We start from the raw sequence: 16184 nt of genomic DNA, 5'->3' as shown, positions 1-16184 counted from the left end.
AGTAAGAGTAGGAATAAACTGGGATTTTTGATAGCGTACACATAGTGATACACACTCGTTTAGCAGGAAATCAGTTTGAAAGCATTCTATGAACATTTTAATACCTTTCTCGCTAACCATTCATACAATTGGGCAACCGACCTACTCACCATTGCCGCTTTTAGCTTTTTTGTTTGGTTAATTTGGCGCTTTGTCTACGCGCGCTTAATGAAAGTAGCCGAAAAGACATCCCTACGATGGGACGATGTCATTATTCACGCCGTTCAAGCACCAATCAGTACACTTATCTGGTGCTGGCCGATGCTAATGGGCATCAGTGTTTTACTTGAAGACTTATTTGATCGTTCAATTTCTTGGCTGTATACCATACAAGGGTTGCTCGGAATCAGTTTAGTGGTTTGGACTCTATTTCGTCTTGTCCGCTATTCAGAAGACGTCATTTTAGAAAACAGTAAACGTGATGAAACGACCGTTCAAGCCTTATCCAAAGTTGTGCGTATTGTCATTTTCATCATTGGTGCAATGACGATATTGCAAACTTTAGGCTTGAGTCTTTCTGGTTTACTTACATTTGGTGGTGTCGGTGGTTTAATCGCAGGTCTTGCAGCTAAAGATTTACTTTCTAATTTCTTTGGCGGAATGATGATCTACCTAGATCGACCTTTTAAAGTTAATGACTGGATCCGCTCTCCAGATAGAAGCATTGAAGGAACAGTAGAAAAAATTGGCTGGCGAATGACAGTAATACGGACCTTCGACCGACGTCCGCTTTATGTTCCCAATGCTATTTTTAGTAATATCGTCGTTGAAAACCCTTCTCGAATGCTAAATCGACAAATCTACGAGACCATTGGGTTACGTTATCAAGATGCCAATAAAGTGAATGACATTATTAAAGAGGTTCGCGATATGGTCACCAATCATCCTGGCATTGATGAACGCCAAACTGTCATTGTAAATTTTGATACTTTTGGTGATTCATCATTAAACTTCTTCATCTACGCCTTAACAAAAACCGTCGCTTGGGTACGCTTCCATGAAGTTAAACAAGATGTGCTATTAAAAGCTTTAGATATTGTCCATAAGCACGGTGCCGATGTGGCCCTTCCTGCGCAAGCATTGCATATGCAGAGTCACTTGAACTACCCGAGCCCAGAAACAACGCAAAACTCAGACGGGGATACAACAGAAAAACCAAAATTTTCAATTAAAATGAAGTAGCTGAACAAAAAATAAAAGCATTCCTTCTCACCCAAATAAGCGAGAAAGAATGCTTTGTTTTCAAGCCGATTCTGTCATCTCCGCAGCTCTAGAACCAAAGTTTCTGCTTAACTAACTTATCCATCACCTGATTCACCGCTTGCTCAGTAACATCTACTATCTGATCAATATCATCTTTAGTTGCGACTAAAGGTGGGGCAAAACCTAGAATATCCCCATGTGGCATAGCACGAGCAATTAAACCTCGATCTAAACAGGCTGCCGCAACCTGTGGCCCAACTTTTAAGCTAGGATCAAATTGAGTGCGATGATATTTATCCGATGAAAACTCCAATCCATGTAACAAGCCAACACCACGGGTGTCTCCAACCATAGGATGATCGACAAACTTAGCATGCATTTGTTGTTGTAAGTATTGTCCAACTACCCGGCTATTTTCCACCAACCCTTCGCGTTCAATAATATCGAGATTGCATAATGCAGCGGCTGCGCCCATAGGATGCCCTGAGTAGGTATAACCATGGCCAATTGCGCCCCATTGATCAGTACCATCTTCCAATACAGACCATACTTTATCGCCAATGATCACACCAGATAAAGGCAAATACGCAGAAGTTAACCCTTTCGCGACCGTCATAAGATCTGGCTTCATTTGGTATAAATCAGAACCAAAGTTTGCACCGAGTCGGCCAAACCCACACACAACTTCATCGGCAATCAATAAGATGTCATATTTATCGAGCACCTTACGAATGGCAGGCCAATAACCGTTTGGTGGTGGTACAATGCCGCCCGTTCCTAATACTGGCTCCGCTATCATTGCAGCCACGGTATCAGGGTCTTCTTTTAAAATCTGTGCTTCGAGTTGATCTGCACATAATTGAGAAAACTCTTCTTCACTCATATTATCCACTTCACGGTGGTAATAATAAGGTGACATAGTGTGCTTAATGCGTTCAAGTGGTAGATCAAAATGCGCATGGAAAATCGGCAAGCCAGTCATAGAGCCGGAAGCTATACTAGAACCATGATACCCACGCTCACGAGAGATAATTTTTTTCTTCTCTGGCTTTCCTCGAGCGTTGTTGTAATACCACACCAGTTTGAGCTGGGTTTCATTCGCATCACTACCCGATAGACCGTAGTAGACTTTGCTCATACCTTCTGGAGCCCATTTTAAAATTCGGTCAGAAAGCTCAATTAATGCTTCATTAGTATGACCAACATAAGTGTGGTAGTACGCCAGTTTTTTCGCTTGTTCATAAATAGCATCGGCCATTTCTTCACGCCCATAACCAATGTTGACGCAATATAAACCGGCAAATCCATCAAGTAGTTCAATACCTTCCGAATCCGTTATTTTCAACCCTTTCGCGCCTGTAATAATACGGCCTGGTAGCTCACCTGCGGCGTACTGCTTCAAATGAGTAGAAGAGTGAAAAATGCTCTCGCGGTCAGTTTTTAAAAGTTGCTCTGTTGATTTAGTCATATCTTTTCTCCTTTTAATTCACTCATTTACTCAAGAACCGCTCGCTGTTGGTAGCTGCCCTAAGCAGCAGTATTTAATCTCACTGAATTCATCAAAGCCGTGGCTACTTCCTTCTCGTCCTAGCCCCGACTGTTTAACACCACCAAATGGGATTGGCCCTCCGGTCATTTTGACAGAGTTAACGCTCACCATCCCAAACTCTAACCCTCGCATGCAGCGCCAAATATTATGAATATTGTGACCATATACATAAGCCGCTAAGCCATATTCAGTATCGTTACTCATTTTGATCACTTGCTCTACATTGTCGTAGGGGATCACACCAGCAACAGGGCAAAAGTTCTCTTCGCGATACACCGCCATATCCGGTGTCACATCTGCAAGTAAGGTAGGAGGGAAAAAGTTCGCTCCCGATAGATGACCTTGATATTGATAAATTAAGCGAGCCCCTTTATCGATGGCATCATTGACTAAACGAGCTGCATTTTGAGCTGCACTAGCCGAAATAAGCGGTCCAAGTGTCACTTTCGGATCAAGCCCATTGCCGACAACGATATTATTCATTGCCTCGGCAAATTTACTTAGAAAGCTGCCATAGTGACGACGTGGTACAAAAATACGATTAGCGGCTAAACAATCTTGTCCTGATGTTTGAAACTTAGCATCGATCGCCGCCTGTACCGCTTGTTCAATATCCATATCATCCAGCACAATAAACGGAGCATTACCACCTAACTCCATACTGCATTTTTTAACCGTATCCGCCGCTTGTTTTAGCAATAATTTCCCTACCGGTGTTGAGCCAGTAAATGACAAAGCTTTAACGATAGGAGAAGCACACAACGTTTTTGAAATCATCGCTGCCTCGCCCGTCACCACGTTAAATACTCCAGCAGGAAAACCACAGCGATCAGCCAACTCTGCTAAAGCAAGAGCCGAAAATGGCGTATCACTCGCAGGCTTAATCACAACGGTACAACCAATGGCTAATGCGGCCGCCGCTTTACGTGTGATCATGGCATTAGGAAAATTCCAAGGTGTAATTAAAGCCGCAACACCAATAGGTTCTCGTAGTGTAGAAAGTTGTGCATTGTTGATATGACTTGGAATGGTATGGCCGTAGCTACGATGTGCTTCTTCAGCAAACCAACGAATAAAGGATGCACCATATTCGACTTCCCCTATGGCTTCAGCTAACGTTTTTCCTTGTTCTACTACCATTAAATATGCCAAATCTTGCTTGGCTTCTAAAATGGCGTAGTACCAATTCATTAGAAGCTCTGCTCGCTGATCGGCACTTAATTTTCGCCAAGGATGAAAAGCATTGTCAGCCGATTCGATGGCTTCTTCAATTTGCTGTTCATTTAACATGCTTATGTAACCAACGGTCTGGTTGTTAGCTGGGTTTTCAACTGCATGAAAGCGATCACCGCATTGCCATTTGCCATTGATATACGCATGATTTCTTACCAGACGAACATCATCCAGTAACGTCATCATTTCGTGCGACGCTTTATGCTCACTATTGCTAGCGTAATTAGCAACATGATGATTAGTTAGATCATTAGTTGAGTAGATACCTCGTTCAGCAAATCCCATGATAACCTCCCGTCCTATGAAAGTATGAGTAGAAGAATTAGCTCATAGTTAAAGGATAAAAAAAGCCGAGTGAGAATGTTTTTGAAGAAAAGAGATTAAGGTAAGTTTTTTTCTGTTGAGTCACCAGAATTCAGAGATTTTTTCTGGTGACATTAAGTTTGCCCAAATGGCTTCAAAATTCGGAATGTAAAGCACCTTTCAAGTAAATTTGACGTAGTCTAAGCGCTTTCAACTGAAGTAGCATTTTGCTTGATGGTTTTTGTCACAATGTAGGTAAAATAACGCTCAATTCCAAGGTCGGAATCAAGCCATAAGTCCATTAAACGTTGGTATTGATCAATATCTTGAGCCTGTACCTTGATGATATAGTCAACCCCACCGCCAGTGGCGTAACAATCTGTGACTTCTGGAGTTTCACACATTAATGATTCAAATCGTTTAAACGCTCTCGAATGATGTTCTTTTAAAGAAACTTCAACCAGAACCGAAGTGCGTTTTAAGATTTGATTAATATTTACTCTAGCTCCATAACCTTCAATAATGCCGGCTTTTTCTAGCTTTTTAACTCGTTCCCAGCATGGGCTAACAGATAAATGAATTTCATCTGCTAATTGTGATTTAGTAATACGCCCATTTTCCTGCAAGATCTGCAGTATTTTCATATCATATTGATCAAGTTGCATCACACCTCCGGAAGGGCAAGTTACTTGGGTATAAACCTAATGTTTAATAAATAGATGTCGCGGATAATCACATAAAGCTTGTGCACCAAATGATGTAATCACAATACTTTCCGTGGTTTCCAATCCCCAACTATCAAACCAAAGGCCGGGCATCAAATGGAACGTCATGCCTTCTTGCAATACCGTGTCATCACCACTGCGTAAGCTCATGGTTCTCTCCCCCCAATCCGGAGGATAACTCAGACCTATCGGATAACCACAACGAGCACCGGCGCGATCAAAACCCGCTTTATCTAAAATAGTCTGCAGTACATTGGCCACATCGGCGCAAGTATTCCCAGGTTTCGCGACATCCATAGCGGCTTCCAAAGCAATAGTTAACGCTTCATCGGCACGTTTAAATTCATCGTTTGGCTCACCTAAAAATATCGTTCGAGATAATGGGCAATGATAACGACGGTGTACTCCAGCCATTTCAATAAAGGTACCTTCCCCTTTATTGAAAGGCTGATCATCCCATGTTAAGTGTGGCGCTGAAGCATCTGCACCAGAAGGTAGCATAGGTACGATTGAAGCATAATCACCAAAGTGTCCTTCATAACCAAGTACGGCTTGACGATTAATCTCTGCAACCAAATGATGCTTAGGTAAACCCGGTTCAATCATTTCAAATGCCACTCGATGCATGTTTTCAACGATTCTCGCGGCGTGATACATATACAATAACTCTTGATCCGATTTCACCGCACGACACCAATTCACTAAACCAGTCGCATCCAATAACTGAGCGTTTGGCAAACTATCTCTCAACCATTCGAATGCTGTCGCACTAAAATAGTAGTTATCCTTTTCAACGCCAATACGCCCACGATCCCATAATTTAGGTGCAAGAACGGCTTTCACCAAATATTCCATCGGGTGTAAATGTGGGTTCATTACATAATAATCAGGATAATAAAAAACGTTCTCGGCAGCCATATAGACAGTACGAAAAGCACCGTTAGCGTCTAAATAACGACCAAACCAAATTGGTTCACCGCTAGTCGATACCACAACGCATTGAGGGACATAGAAAGACCAGCCGTCATATCCAGTTAACCATGCCATATTGGAAGGATCATGAATGATTAATAAATCCAGCTCATTCTCTTCCATTGATTGACGGACTTTAAGTAAGCGTTGTTGATATTCTTCTAACGAAAACTTAAATACAACTCGTTGCATATCCATTCCTCTTTGACAAAAGCAGCGTCTGATTTGCAATTGAAAAACCACAATCCCATCATTTAACACTCAGAGAGCGGTTACATTAGTACCGATCCAAATAAATCGTTATTCGAAACTTACACTGTGAAAAGTTAAGCAACAATCAAGCCATTTATTCACGACTAACATTCCATATCAGATCACCTGACTCAGAATTATTTATTAAAATGCGTTGATTAAAATTAATAACGACTTATTTCGATAGGTCTATCCTGCCTTATGCTGGGTATAACAGTTCAATAATAAAACCGTCATAATTTCAGTATGGTTCAGAGAATAGAATTTGCCTAAAAAATGTATTTCAAAAAAAAACAGACACGCGATGTGTCTGTTTTTACATAGATTTCTATCAATTTTTATAATACTGAAGTTTTAAAATTAGTATTTAACCTGATAACTCAGCATATAAGTGCGGCCTTGACCTTTATAATCAAATACTGATGCTGGACCATAATATGGAGAGTAGAAGCCTTGAGCTCTTTGTCCCCACACCGTGGTGTAATCTTCATCAAACAAGTTTTGAATACCAAAACCTAAGCTGCCCACAGGAAGATTAACAGAAGTCGTTAAGTCAACCGTTGTATAACCGTTCAACTCTCCATCAAAATCATCCGTTAAGTCAAACATCGTATTACTTTGTAATCTTGCCGCGAAAGTATCATCGTACCAACCTAACCATGCACTCGCTTTTGATGCACTGGCATAGTTAACAGATGTTTTGACCCAATCATTATTATCGTCTTTCTCTTCAGTGCGCACTACATGGCCAGAACCACCGATTTGTAAATTACTCGTTACCCAGTAATTCAATTCAGTTTCCAAGCCATAAACACGCTTATCAGAATCTTCAACGGTAACCGAAAGGTTTGAACTGCTGTTCGAAATAACTTTATCTGATAATGAAATATAAGCTGCAGTTTGAATGCTTAATTCACCAATTTGATTACGCATACCCACTTCAAAGCTATTGGTTTTCATACCTTCTAACTCAGTATCAGCAACATTAATGCTATCCACTAAAGTTAAGTGACCATTAGCTTCCGGTTGATAAGTACCATAACCGTAATATTTCGCTGGATCTGCTAAATCAAAGCCTTGCGAAAAGTTTGCCCACACTTGGTTAGCTTGATTAATGTTATAAATGGTCCCTAAATTAAATAAACCAACGTTATAATCTGTACTGCCTCCATCAATACTGTCAGCAGAAGTTGCTTGCCCTAGGGCGATCGCAGTTTGAGCTTTTCCTGAAACAAAGTCATCTATAGTATTATTGATGTATTGATAACGGTAACCTCCCTGAACAGACCAATCATCGGTAATATTAAACTCAGCTTGAATAAAACCAGCAATCGAGGCAACTTCTGTTCCAGGATAACGACCAATTGTGGCATAACTATTATTAACTAGCCCACCAGTAGCTGCACCAGTAACAGGATCAAAGATAGTTTGGCTACTATCTAACGAATCAATATAGCCATCAACACCATACGTTAAATTAAAACGGCCGAAATCTTTTAATAGCGCCATTCTCAAGCTGACCACTTCTGTATCTTGCTCAGAGGCCGCAAGGTAAGCACCGTAGATAAAAGGAATAAATGACATATTCTCTTTACGGTAAGAAGCTTGCACCATTAATTGATGACTCAAAAAGTCTGTATTCAAATAATTAAGATTCAGCATGTAACGTTCAGTGCCGCCTTGCTGATCTGATTCGAATCCTTTACGTACTTCAATCTGACTAGGATCAGCTAATGCAGCAAAGTTTTGGCCATAATAAATGCCATAAGGACTATCTTGTTGGCTATCATAATATTGGGCAAGAATAGAAAGTGTTTGAGTATCGGTTAAATTAATCTCACCAGAAGCCATCAAATCTAAGGTGGTGTTATACTGCAGCGAGCCTTGAGTAGTGTCAGGCACGATAATGTCACCATTACCATCGTATTTACCACCAGCATCATGATAAACCGCAGAAATTCGACCACGTGCTTTTTCATTACCACCACTGATTGATTGCGCAATTTTGCCATCGTAGTCATCACTGTTATTAAAGCCTGAACCACCACTTAAATATGTTTCGCCATGAAGGCCTTCTTGTGTTGCTTTTTTAGTGACGATATTGATCACACCACCGGTTGCCCCAGCCCCGTAAACAGATGTTGCACCTGAAAGCACCTCAATACGTTCAATGTTAAATGGGTCAATAGAATCAAATTGGCGACTAATCGAACGAGATGAATTAAGTGAAACACCATCAATCATCACCAAAGCAGAACGACCACGTAGGTTTTGTCCATAATTAGTACGTCCTTGGCTACCCACATCTAACGATGGTATGGTGGCTGCTAGAATATCTCCTAAACTCTTCCCATTACGTGCTTCTTCTTCAATACGCTCTTGATCGACATACCAAACTGTACCCGGAATATCACTAATACTTTTTGGCGTAGCACTTGCTACGACTACCACGGTATCCATTGATGCGCTTTTCTCTTCGGCCTGAAGGGAAAAACTTGAAACACCTGCTACTGCTAATGCCAAGCTGACCGGTGCTAATTTTTTTGGTGGCAGGCTGAGTCCTTTTAACGTGTTGATTTCCATTTAACTTCGTCTCTCTATACTGTTTTATTAATAAACGCTCATTCATCCTTCTTAGCGGTTACCGCTATAGAAAATCCACCACTTCAATAGAATGCCATTGCTGATAATAAAAATACCAATGATAAGCATTCCTATATCAAGAGATGAATATCCCGCAATATTAACTCTATGGTCAACTTAACGCGGAACTGTGACTACCCTATAATTCAAGCCACAGCTTTAGGTTGAATCAAATATCCAACCTTATACCCAAGTAACTTCAAGATGCAGAATTCACTTGGGTATATCATTTCTCTAATTTAATTCTGTTTTCTTAGCAAATAGATAAAGTACCCACCACCAATCAGTGATGCCAACAACCCCGCAGGAACTTGCCAAGGAAACCAAATATTTCTCCCTAGCCAATCTGCTAATAGCATGATGTTGCTACCTATTACACAGGACAAAAGCATTTGATGTCGTGCGCTATATTGCCCCATTGATTTAGCCATATGTGGTGCTAATAATCCGATGAAACTAAGTGGTCCCACAACAATCACAGCCAACGCAGTAAGCATCGATGCAAACAACATTAAACATTGTCGAACTCGATAGGTATTCAGCCCTAAAGCACTCGCCGTAATGTTGCCTAGCGCCATCAAATCTAGCCAACGGTGACATGTAAATAAGCCAGCCGCTAATAAAATAGTTCCTATAATCAAGAGTAATGAATCTGACCAAGCCACTAAATAAGTAGAACCGGATAACCAAGCCAATAATGCTTTCACTTGCTCGTTACCAGAGGCTAATGAAATTCGAATCAATGAATCTAATAACGCGCTTAATGCCACACCAGTCAATAACATTTTTACCGGGGAAAGCTGGCTCTTACGGCTGAACCACCACACCATAAACATGATAAATAATGCCCCACCACTGCCGAGCAATAACTGCTCAAAACGTGTCACTGAGCCAAACATCAACACGCCCAACACCAAAGCAAAAGCAGCCCCTGAGCTGATGCCTATGACTTCTGGGCTAGACATAGGATTACCAGTAATACGCTGAATAATGCTACCCGCTAGTGCCAATGCAGACCCAGAAAAAATGGCGACCAGCACTCTTGGTATTCTTAAATCTAAAACACTGTACGCAAAGCTCAACTGCCATCCGGATTGACTTTGCCCTAGAAGCAACGACATCAAAGTCAACGCAATTAAAACCAATACTGAAATAACAAATACCGGTAAAAATGCTTGTTCAGAAAACTGCGGATCGGAATCAGGCTGAAACTTTTGCGTGCTTGACCAAGTCTGTTTATTCAATAGCCACAGTAAACACGGTGCACCAATTAGAGCTGTGACTGCGCCAGTTGGTAGTAATTCCCCTGCAACTCCCGCAAAAGGTATGACTAACAGATCAGTTAAAAGTAATAGAACAGCCCCCACTAAAGTACTAAGTAACAATTGAGAAATTAGTCGTCTAGCCCCTAATAATTTGGCAAGACTTGGGGCAACCAAACCAATAAAACTAATAATGCCAACTTCACTCACAATACTTGAGGTAACAAACACAGCGATCACTAAAGCGGCAATCCGCAATAGGCCAACTTTGACACCGATAGATGAGGCAACATCTTCACCGAGCTGTAAAATAGACAATGGGCGCTGAATGATTAACAAGACTAATAATGCAAGCGTAACTTGTGGCAATAAATGAATCACACCATTCCAGTCATTTTGATCCAATGCCCCAGCTCCCCAAATAAACAACCCAGTTAATTGCTGTTCATTAAATAGAATCAACACCATGTTGAGTGAGCCTAAAAACAATGTCACTACCATACCCGCTAACACCATTTGCAGTGGTGCGAAGCCTTTACGAGCGGTCAGTAAAAACACTAAACCTGTCGCCATTAATCCACCAGCAAAAGCTAAGGTTTTCGGTGTTAACCAAAACAAACCACTCAGTTCAACATGCCAAGCAGATAAAGGAAGCAATAATGCAATCGCAACCCCTAACTGAGCACCTGAAGCCACACCTAGCGTTGTTGGTGACGCCAATGGATTTCTTAATACCGTTTGCATTACCGATCCGGCAAGTGCCAAACCTGCACCACATAGCAACGCCATCATCAAACGAGGGAAATAGCTGTAGTGCAAGATAACTTGCTGATAGCTATCTAGATCGGGAAAAAATAAAGCTTGGTAAAACTGATCAAAAGGTAATGAATACGGCATACTAATCTTAATCAATATGCTTAATAGGCCGATGATCAGAGCAATGAAAATCCCATACTTGAACGCACCTAATTTAAAAGATGTTGGGATCGCAACGTCCATCTATTTCGCCTTAGCCTGAGATTCTGTCGTGTTGGTTGTAGTCAAAATTCTGGTGACTTCATCACTGAACTTTTGCGCAGCGAGTAACCCACCGAATGTCCAGACTGGTGGCAACTCATGGGTACGCTGTTCACGCACAAACTTCATGACTTTCCAAATAGGATTACTGTTGAGTAATTTTCTTTCATCACCGGTTAGTGGCCCATAATAGAAAACCTCAGAGTCTTGAAGTGGTGCCAATTGTTGAACCGTTGCGGAACTAAATCCCCAACTATTACCTTGTTGTTGCCAAGCATTGGTTAACCCCATCAACTGAATCGTTTCTCCAGACAAAGAAGTGTTGCCATGAATACGAATATGTTGCTCACCAATAAAGCGGATCAATAACAAAGGAGAAATAGTGGTTTGCGAGGCTTTTATGAATTGTTCGATGTTCAGCTTGTTAGCTTCAATTTTTTTATCAAAATCTGCAATAACCTGTTCTGCTTGCTCACTACGATGTAAAACTTTGCCTAGACTACGTAATTGAGATTTCGCATTTTCTATCGGTTGATGTGAATCTGTATAAATACTCAGCACCATAGTCGGCGCAATGGCATTTAACTTCTGATAAGCCGGGCTCATCGCATCACTCACCAAAATTAAATCCGGTTTCATTTGTGCAAGTAATTCTAAGTTTGGCTCTCTTCTGGAGCCAACGCTTACCACATTTTCTGGTAATTGTGGCGAGACAACCCAAGCTTGATAGCCCTTAACATCTGCGATACCTGTTGGGGTCACACCGAGAGCAAGTAAATGTTCAGTTAATACCCAATCTAATGCCACGACTTTTTGAGGAGCAGAATCAAATGTGACTTCCCCCATTTCATGTTTAAAGCTTTCAGCGTGAGAATTAAACGATGTCCACAAGATTAAAAATGAGACTAACCAGCCTTTCATACAAACTTCCTCTTAAATACATCTATATATGAATGCGCCACTAACGGATATAGCTGATCGCATGACCAGATTCAGGGTGAACAAATAAATCCAGTGGAATCCCGTAGATTTTATGCAAAACATCTTGCCGCATTAACTCATCAGGTGTACCACTGGCTAAAACGTTGCCTGAGTGTAACGCCACCATATGATCACTGAATCTCGCCGCCATATTGATATCATGCAACACCATAATCACAGTTAACCCTAACGATTGGTTTAATTCACGTACTAAGGCTAATAGTTCATATTGATGAGCAACATCTAATGCTGACGTAGGCTCATCCAATAAAATACATTCACTTTTTTGCGCCAGTAGCATCGCCATCCAAGCACGTTGCCTTTCACCGCCAGAAAGCGTTGCCACAAAACGGTCTTGCATATGAGTTAACCCCACTTGCTCAATAGCCTGATTGATATACTCTTCATCTTGAGCACTATAGCGGCCGAACAGCCCTTTCCATGGATAACGCCCAAAACGTACCAACTCGCGGACTTTTACGCCGTCGGTTAACGGAGGGTGTTGCGGTAAATAGGCAACTTTAAGTGCAAACTCCTTGGCAGATAATTCAGACAATGGCTGCTCATCCAATAAAATATGACCTTGGTTGGCTTGCTGCTGCCTTGCTAACATTTTGATCAACGTGGATTTACCACTACCATTGTGACCAAGTAAACTCGTCACTTTACCCTTCTCAAAGCTTAAAGACGTTGGACTTAAAATGGTTTTATTTTGCGTCTCAAACGTAACATCTTGTAATCGAAACATATCCTTAAGCTCACTAAGCAAATCAAACTGCGCAAATAGTAATGATTATCATAACCAGTATCAATACTGTTTTGAATTTATATACACTTCAAGAGCGCTTTTGTGATGTTTTTCTGAATCCTGTCCTAGGGCCTGTTGATAAATATCCATAATACTCAGGGTTAAATAAGTAGAGGGTTGGCGATAGGATCTGCTAATTCTGGCAATGGCCTCTCACTACTATCTCCTAATCCAATTTTAAAACGTACTTTATTAAGACAGATCTTATCTATATGGGTAGTCAATAGATCTAAAGCCTTAAATCGCTCGTTCAATTCAGGGTGCTGAGATTGGTAGGCTTGCAAAGTACTTTTTAGTAATTGATAAAATTCTTGCTCACTGACTCCACTCCTTTCGAGCATTGGAGACACAAAACGCAGTACCGTCACAAAATGGCCAGTGAGTAAATCATGGATAAGATAATGAGCAGGCAAGCGAACAAGGTTGGCTTGAATATCCTGATCAAGTGTCGAAAGCTCAGGATAATCTTGATCGATTAATCGCAAATCGCCATGAAAATCTTTAATCAAGCAACCAACTGGGAAGTGGTTTTCTAAAACCAAAGTGACGTTTTGTCCATGCGCGACAATTCCCACACCATACTTGACCATTAAATGATAAATAGGCACGACTACATGGGTAAACATCGCTTTCAACCAATCTTGCGCCGTTCTATTTGATAAATTAATTAACGCTTCAATACACGGCATACCACTTAAATCTTGTTGCATTAGAGTTGCCATTGAAAGTGGTCTTTGGTGTTCACCAAGTAAGTTTTCTGCACGCTCTCGCCAAATACAGCCCAGCATTTCTTGATAACGGTATGGCCCGTCGATTTTAGATTGATAAGGATGAGGACAATATACGCCACCAATCTCTTGCTGAACTCGCATACCAAGGTCATTTAAAATGGCATCTTTTTTGGCAATATCTGCCAACCAAGCTGAAATACGTGCACCATGAGCAATATACTTGCCAGGGATCCCTCGATAACAAGAGGTATTTAAAATAGTTAATGCTGTTTTTACATCCACATCGACACTAGGCATTTCTGCCGTCAATGTTCTAATTGACTGCTGAGCCAACCACTTCACTGTCGTTGTACCAAGATCGATCAATTTATTTTCAACGAAATACTGTAAAAACTGACTTTTAAGATAACGCTGCAATTGCCATGGATGCACAAGAATAATATCGAACTGGTTTAGCCCTCCTGATGGCAGTTTTTCGAGTAACGAATGCCACTCCTGTTCAGTGACAAAAGAGGCGAACAAGTCCTGAATATTTAAATCGACTTTAAATCCAGACACAGAAATTGATTTATCCACCGCCAAGAAATGCAGTGAAAATGCTTGAGCTGACTCCGGAGAATAACGCTCAAGATCGTGTTCTCCCCACCCTAAACGTCCTTTATTAGCAATTAATTTAGGGTGAGCATTTAAATATTTTTGCCTAGTAATTTCATCACACTGAACAATATCAAAAGCGGTTAATCCTTGTTGAACTTCTAAGCTGCGCAGCTCACTTCTTAACGTCTGTTGAACCTCTTCAAAAAAGCCGGCTAGATTCATATCCGAAATATTGAGTACCGGTTGTAAATCGATTAACAAATCATTTAATAAAGGGATTGCACCATGGCTTGATTGAATTGAATCATTTTCAATGTTGAGCATCCCCCATACTGTTTTTTGTGCTTCAAATCGCCATTGTTGCTCACCGCAGTCAAGTACATAAGTTTGCTTGCTAGATGTATCAGCATTCGGTGTTTGAGCACTCAATGAACCATATTCGGCTAACTGCTCAAAATGAATTTCACTTAATGTTTTACCAATCAAATTACGGTTTGCTTGTTCCCAAAATTTATACGACACGCAGCCTCCTACCACCCAATAACCACAAATAACTCATTGATATTTATTCGTGAAACAAATTTATGTAGCACGGAATAATCACCAAAAATCCCCCTTAATGTATTGACATCCACACTAAAGATCAACAATCATAATGATAATTATTTGCATTATCGTTTAGGTTTATATTTTATGTGGTTATTTGGAGCACTCTTTACTTTAGGAATTAATCAGACACTACTGATCGCACTCCTACCACAAATAGCCGTACTTTTTAACGTCGATGCACAAAGTCATCAATTAGGACTGATCGCGATGGCTATTAATGTGAATTTAATCAGTTATTGGATTGGGTCTGGGTTATGGGGAAAGTACCTCAACCGTATGAGTTTGACGCAAGCCTACTGGATAGCAGGAATTGGATATATTACTTGCCACATTCTTTTCATTGCCGCCCTATTTCATTTATCAAGCCCACAACTTTGGTTAGCAGCATTAAGTCGATTCGGTCTTGGTTTATTCAGCAGTGCGTTTATGCCAATAGGACAAACCTACCTAACTCACAAACATCCTGCCGAATTAAATAACATATCGAAACTCAGTGGCATCGCTACCTTAGGTCGATTACTCGGCCCGACTTTGGTTTTTTTACCAATAGGGTTATCAAATATTCTTTTACTCACACTACTTCCTATTAGCGTGAGTTTATTGTTCATAAAGTGGTTAGCTAAAAACAGTTTAAACCTAACTATCCCCCCCACTGAGACCAAAGCAGTTTCTGCGATAAAGCTCGCTCAGCGATATAAATTAACCTTTTTAACCGCAGGTTTAACCACCATGTTGGTTGCGATATACCAATTAATGCTTGTACCTTATTTAAGTAAGTTAGGATTAAACCCCGAGAACACCTCCATCTACCTTGCTGGCATGATGTTGGCAATCAGCAGCTTGATGGCCATAAACCAAATGTGGATCACGCCTAAATTATTAGCCAGACCAGCACTGATTTGGCACTTCATAAGTTGGCCTCTTGCTTTTTGTGGTTACATTCTCTCGGCTTTTGAACATAGCTTGATAACATTAATAATATTTAGCACGGCACTGACTATTGCGTTATCCAACCTACCGGCCTGGTATTCCAAGCAACTTTTATCTCTGAATAAAAACAGTCCACACACCAGCCAACTCAGTGGCCTCTTAGCACAATCTCATTCTAGCGGTCACCTGATTGGCACTGCATTGGCATCATTAGCGGTCTACCTAAGTATCAACGCGGAGTACCTACTAATTATGTTTATTTCAATATTATTTCTAAGTGCGGTGTTGCTCAAACGTCAACACCTCACCCAAACCTCAACGGCAAATTAA

The 16184-nt window shown here is 40.9% G+C and carries 11 protein-coding genes; 2 read left to right on the top strand and 9 right to left on the bottom strand.

Features of this window, described 5'->3' with window-relative positions:
• The first annotated feature begins 75 nt into the window (after positions 1-75).
• Positions 76-1221, top strand: a complete 1146-nt coding sequence (locus tag QQJ93_RS04100) for a mechanosensitive ion channel family protein (RefSeq protein ID WP_089124223.1) — start codon at positions 76-78, stop codon at positions 1219-1221.
• Between the two features lie 88 nt (positions 1222-1309).
• On the opposite strand, the gene QQJ93_RS04095 is transcribed toward QQJ93_RS04100, so the two are convergent.
• From QQJ93_RS04095 to QQJ93_RS04055, 9 genes are all read right to left on the bottom strand, one after another.
• Positions 1310-2710 carry an aspartate aminotransferase family protein gene (locus QQJ93_RS04095; protein WP_089124222.1) on the bottom strand — a complete coding sequence of 467 codons (1401 nt, stop codon included), beginning with the start codon at positions 2708-2710 and terminating at the stop codon, positions 1310-1312.
• Between the two features lie 30 nt (positions 2711-2740).
• Positions 2741-4210 (bottom strand): NAD-dependent succinate-semialdehyde dehydrogenase, encoded by a 1470-nt coding sequence (locus QQJ93_RS04090; RefSeq protein ID WP_284186046.1) that lies wholly within the window; start codon positions 4208-4210, stop codon positions 2741-2743.
• Between the two features lie 317 nt (positions 4211-4527).
• Entirely contained in the window at positions 4528-4992 is a 465-nt protein-coding gene (locus QQJ93_RS04085) for an Lrp/AsnC family transcriptional regulator (protein WP_089124220.1), read from the bottom strand.
• Positions 4993-5028: 36 nt separating this feature from the next.
• Positions 5029-6216, bottom strand: a complete 1188-nt coding sequence (locus QQJ93_RS04080; protein ID WP_089124219.1) for a M24 family metallopeptidase — start codon at positions 6214-6216, stop codon at positions 5029-5031.
• A 420-nt stretch (positions 6217-6636) separates the two neighbouring features.
• Complete coding sequence (locus tag QQJ93_RS04075; RefSeq protein ID WP_089124218.1) at positions 6637-8859, bottom strand: TonB-dependent receptor; 2223 nt, start codon at positions 8857-8859, stop codon at positions 6637-6639.
• Positions 8860-9158: 299 nt separating this feature from the next.
• Complete coding sequence (gene fhuB, locus QQJ93_RS04070; RefSeq protein WP_089124217.1) at positions 9159-11180, bottom strand: Fe(3+)-hydroxamate ABC transporter permease FhuB; 2022 nt, start codon at positions 11178-11180, stop codon at positions 9159-9161.
• Positions 11181-12119 carry an ABC transporter substrate-binding protein gene (locus tag QQJ93_RS04065; RefSeq protein ID WP_089124216.1) on the bottom strand — a complete coding sequence of 313 codons (939 nt, stop codon included), beginning with the start codon at positions 12117-12119 and terminating at the stop codon, positions 11181-11183.
• A gap of 40 nt (positions 12120-12159) precedes the next feature.
• Positions 12160-12927, bottom strand: a complete 768-nt coding sequence (locus tag QQJ93_RS04060; RefSeq protein ID WP_089124215.1) for an ABC transporter ATP-binding protein — start codon at positions 12925-12927, stop codon at positions 12160-12162.
• Positions 12928-13088: 161 nt separating this feature from the next.
• On the bottom strand, positions 13089-14837 hold the full coding sequence (locus tag QQJ93_RS04055; RefSeq protein WP_089124214.1) for an IucA/IucC family protein: 1749 nt from the start codon (positions 14835-14837) through the stop codon (positions 13089-13091).
• Between the two features lie 171 nt (positions 14838-15008).
• Here QQJ93_RS04055 and QQJ93_RS04050 point away from each other — a divergent pair, with 171 nt between their 5' ends.
• Entirely contained in the window at positions 15009-16184 is a 1176-nt protein-coding gene (locus QQJ93_RS04050; protein WP_089124213.1) for an MFS transporter, read from the top strand.

The organism is Vibrio algivorus (assembly GCF_030161215.1).
Lineage (GTDB): Bacteria > Pseudomonadota > Gammaproteobacteria > Enterobacterales > Vibrionaceae > Vibrio > Vibrio algivorus.
The sequence above is the reverse complement of the archived record's forward strand: the minus strand, read 5'-3'. Positions and strand labels throughout refer to the sequence as shown.